We start from the raw sequence: 3,953 nt of genomic DNA, 5'->3' as shown, positions 1-3,953 counted from the left end.
ATGATCGATATATTTATTTAATTTCATATTCGGATTCTCCTGCAGTTTATGAGATTATTTCTATGATTTCTCGTAAACTTTGCACACTATCATTTATTTTAACATATTTTTGAAAATCTGTAACTAGCTGAGGAGAAATTTTTCCATTTGTGTATACTTTTGCAACAATTTCTCCCTTTTGAACGGAATCTCCAACTTTCTTTTCAAAAACAATTCCTGTCTCATAGTCCAAGGCATCAGACTTGACTGCACGACCAGCTCCCAGTCTCATGGCATAAAGCCCAAATTCCATAGCTGGAAGAGCTGAAATGACACCCGTTTCCTGGGCAGGGATTTCCACCACATGGGTAACATTGACAGGACGATAGAGGTCTTCCAAGTCTCCACCTTGGGCTTGGACCATTTCCTCAAACTTAGCCAGCGCTTGACCATTCTCAAGATGTTGGTGAACTTCTTCAACTGTCTTGTTTACATTTGCTAAACCAAGCATAATTTGAGCCAATTCGCATATAAAATGGGTAATATCCTGACGACCTTGACCTTGTAAAGTCTCCAGTGCTTCAAGAATTTCGAGGCGATTTCCAATTGCTCGTCCCAAGGGCTGACTCATATCCGTAATGACTGCTACCGTCTTTCGACCAACTGCCTTACCAAGTTCCACCATGGTTTGAGCCAATTCACGCGCCTCATCAACCGTCTTCATGAAGGCACCCTCACCGACAGTCACGTCTAGCAGAATAGCATCCGCCCCTGCCGCAATTTTCTTGCTCATCACCGAACTAGCAATCAAAGGAATCGTGTCAACAGTTGCGGTCACATCACGTAGGGCGTAGAGAAGCTTATCCGCTTTGACCAGCTGGTCTGATTGCCCAATGACAGATACACCAATGTCCTGTACTTGACGAATAAAATCCTCTTGACTACGTTCTACTTGATAGCCCTTAATGGACTCCAATTTATCAATTGTTCCACCCGTATGGCCAAGACCACGACCACTCATTTTGGCTACAGGCACACCAAAGCTAGCAACAAGAGGAGCCAAAATCAAGGTTACCTTATCACCAACACCACCCGTAGAATGCTTGTCAACCTTAACCCCATCAATAGCTGATAAATCAAACTCTTGACCTGTCTTAACCATATTCATAGTCAAATCTGAGATTTCTCGTGTCGTCATTCCTTTGAAATAGACAGCCATAGCAAAGGCAGACATCTGATAATCAGGAACAGTTCCTGATACATAGCCTTCAACTAGCCATTCAATTTCACTCGAAGTCAGTTCTTGACCATCTCGTTTCTTTTGGATTAAATCAACTGCTCTCATTCGTTCACACTTCTAAGGATATAGTATCCCTTATCTTTTTTGACAATCTCACAATTACCAAACACATCTTCCATCTTGGACTTGGCACTTGGAGCCCCTTGTTTCTTCTGAATAACGATTGTTAAATCCCCACCAGTTTCCAAAAAATCTTTACTTTTCTCAATGATTTCATGAACCACTTGCTTGCCTGCACGGATAGGAGGATTGGAAATGACATGGTCAAAATGTCCTTCAACTTGTTCATAGATGTTGGACTGGAAAATCGTCGCTTCTATTTTATTTCGTTCAGCATTTTGTCGCGCCAAATCCAAGGCACGATTATTGATATCGACCATGGTCGACTGAACTCCATAAGCCTTAGCTAAAGACAAGCCCAAAGGTCCGTAACCACAGCCTACATCAAGAACAGTTTCTCCTTGGTTGACCTCAAGACACTTGAGCAAGAGTTGACTCCCAAAGTCAATCATTTTCTTGCTAAAAACACCCGCATCCGTCAAAAAGGTCATTTTTTCTCCCAACAAGTCCACTCTCAACTCATGAATGTCGTGAGCAGCGTCAGGATTCTCTGCATAATACATTTTACTCATGAAACTATTTTACCATAATTTGACTTAAATTGTAAATCGTTTACAAATTGATCATAAAACGAAAAAGACTGAAGAAAGCTAGTAAACAAGACTTTTTCTTCAATCTCTTTTAACTTTTATAACCGAATAACAAAGCACGTAGGACTAGATATCTCATAGTCTATAGTCTGGCACATTTTTATTTCTTTACCTTCAAATGCTTCATTACCAACAAGATTCCCAACAAGATGTTTAGATAAAAGCCCAACTGATACGTTTTTGTCAGAATTTCCAAACTTGTCCAAAGTCGGATTAAATCTTCTAGTGACATGCGGAAGAAATAACCCTCTGTAGCAATCCATAGAACTAAAAAGACATAACTTCCAGCAGCAAGCCGTTTCGTCCACCGTTTTTTGAGTAGCCAAGCAATCAAGAGCGAACAGATAAAAATAGCTGTTACAATAGCATGTTCCATCAAAAAAGTAAAACCGTAATAGGTTTCCACAAAGCGTCTACCATTATCCGCATTCGCCCCTTTTATAAAAGGTAGTGCAAAACTTAAAATAAAACAGAGTTCCAATATGTAACGTTTTAAGATTTTCATAGTACACCTCCTATCAGTTGTGAACTAAAAAGCCCCCTTTATAAGCTTATAAATCGGTAGAAACTATCTCCTACTTCATCAATAAATTGTTCAGCCTCTATCTACCTCTATTATACGATATTGGCTTACTATCATCAAGAAACCGCTTTATTTTTTTAGCTTTTTATGGTATGATAAACAAAATATCTAGGGGAAAACAAATGACCAACGAATTGTTACATTTTGAAAAAATCAGTCGCCAGACTTGGCAATCTTTACATCGAAAGACAACACCTCCTTTGACAGAAGAGGAATTAGAATCCATCAAGAGTTTTAATGACCAGATTAGCTTACAGGATGTTACCGATGTCTATCTTCCCCTAGCCCATCTCATCCAGATTTACAAGCGTACCAAGGATGATTTGGCCTTTTCCAAAGGAATTTTCCTTCAATGTGAAAGCAAAGCCCAGCCTTTTATCATTGGGGTTTCTGGGAGTGTTGCTGTTGGAAAATCCACAACCAGTCGCCTACTTCAAATCCTACTGTCCCGTACCCTTACAGATGCTAGGGTTGAGTTGGTGACAACTGACGGCTTTCTCTATCCCAACCAGACCTTGATTGAACAAGGGATTTTAAATCGCAAGGGATTTCCTGAAAGCTATGATATGGAAGCTCTTCTCAACTTCCTGGACCACATCAAAAATGGACAAGATGTAGATATTCCTGTCTATTCTCATGAAGTCTACGACATCGTACCTGAGGAAAAGCAAAGCGTCAAAGCTGCTGATTTTGTCATTGTTGAGGGAATAAATGTCTTTCAAAATCCACAAAACGAGCGTCTCTATATCACTGACTTCTTTGACTTTTCCATCTATGTTGATGCTGCAGTCGATGACATCGAGAGTTGGTATCTGGACCGTTTCTTGAAAATGCTGAGCCTAGCCCAAAACGACCCTGATAGCTATTACTATCGCTTTACTCAAATGCCGATTGGGGAAGTAGAATCCTTTGCTCATCAGGTCTGGACCAGTATCAATCTCACAAATTTACAAAATTATATTGAACCGACCAGAAATCGTGCAGAAGTGATTCTTCATAAAACAAAAAACCATGAAATCGATGAAATTTACTTAAAAAAATAATTTTCCCTTGTCAAAATGTAAGTTTTCAGATATAATGGTATAGTTAGTAAATATGGAGGTAAGAACATTGGCAAACATTAAATCAGCTATCAAACGCGCTGAATTGAACGTTAAACAAAACGAAAAGAACTCAGCTCAAAAATCAGCTATGCGTACTGCTATCAAAGCTTTCGAAGCAAACCCATCTGAAGAACTTTTCCGTGCTGCTAGCTCAGCTATCGATAAAGCAGAAACTAAAGGTTTGATTCACAAAAACAAAGCAAGCCGCGATAAAGCTCGTCTTTCAGCTAAACTTGCTAAATAAGAAACAGTCCATAGAGGCTGTTTTTTTGTCCTCC

The 3,953-nt window shown here is 39.6% G+C and carries 5 protein-coding genes; 2 read left to right on the top strand and 3 right to left on the bottom strand.

Going from position 1 to position 3,953, the window contains the following annotated elements; genetic code table 11:
- Positions 1-46: 46 nt before the first annotated feature.
- The 3 genes from QZ565_RS08480 to QZ565_RS08470 all read right to left on the bottom strand — a co-directional run bounded on the left by QZ565_RS08480 (position 47) and on the right by QZ565_RS08470 (position 2,494).
- Positions 47-1,324, bottom strand: coding sequence for a pyrimidine-nucleoside phosphorylase (locus tag QZ565_RS08480; RefSeq protein ID WP_024057940.1), 1,278 nt, complete (start codon positions 1,322-1,324; stop codon positions 47-49).
- A complete protein-coding gene (locus QZ565_RS08475) occupies positions 1,321-1,911 on the bottom strand; it encodes a class I SAM-dependent methyltransferase (RefSeq protein WP_080702840.1) in 591 nt (196 codons plus the stop codon). The genes QZ565_RS08480 and QZ565_RS08475 overlap by 4 nt, the downstream gene beginning before the upstream one ends.
- A gap of 178 nt (positions 1,912-2,089) precedes the next feature.
- The gene (locus tag QZ565_RS08470; protein ID WP_295528194.1) at positions 2,090-2,494 is read right to left on the bottom strand and encodes a hypothetical protein; all 405 of its coding nucleotides are present in this window, start codon (positions 2,492-2,494) and stop codon (positions 2,090-2,092) included.
- 200 nt (positions 2,495-2,694) lie between these two features.
- Between QZ565_RS08470 and coaA the strand changes: the two genes are divergently transcribed.
- A complete protein-coding gene (coaA, locus tag QZ565_RS08465; protein ID WP_295528191.1) occupies positions 2,695-3,615 on the top strand; it encodes a type I pantothenate kinase in 921 nt (306 codons plus the stop codon).
- Between the two features lie 67 nt (positions 3,616-3,682).
- Positions 3,683-3,919 carry a 30S ribosomal protein S20 gene (rpsT, locus tag QZ565_RS08460; protein WP_001274000.1) on the top strand — a complete coding sequence of 79 codons (237 nt, stop codon included), beginning with the start codon at positions 3,683-3,685 and terminating at the stop codon, positions 3,917-3,919.
- The last annotated feature ends 34 nt before the right edge of the window (positions 3,920-3,953 follow it).

The sequence above is a fragment of the uncultured Streptococcus sp. genome, assembly GCF_915066115.1.
Taxonomy (GTDB): Bacteria; Bacillota; Bacilli; order Lactobacillales; family Streptococcaceae; genus Streptococcus.
The sequence above is the reverse complement of the archived record's forward strand: the minus strand, read 5'-3'. Positions and strand labels throughout refer to the sequence as shown.

Coding starts and splice junctions, on each gene's coding strand:
- QZ565_RS08480 (WP_024057940.1), bottom strand. CDS start 1,324: ATGAGAGCAGTTGATTTAATCCAAAAGAAACGAGATGGTCAAGAACTG.
- QZ565_RS08470 (WP_295528194.1), bottom strand. CDS start 2,494: ATGAAAATCTTAAAACGTTACATATTGGAACTCTGTTTTATTTTAAGT.
- coaA (WP_295528191.1), top strand. CDS start 2,695: ATGACCAACGAATTGTTACATTTTGAAAAAATCAGTCGCCAGACTTGG.
- QZ565_RS08475 (WP_080702840.1), bottom strand. CDS start 1,911: ATGAGTAAAATGTATTATGCAGAGAATCCTGACGCTGCTCACGACATT.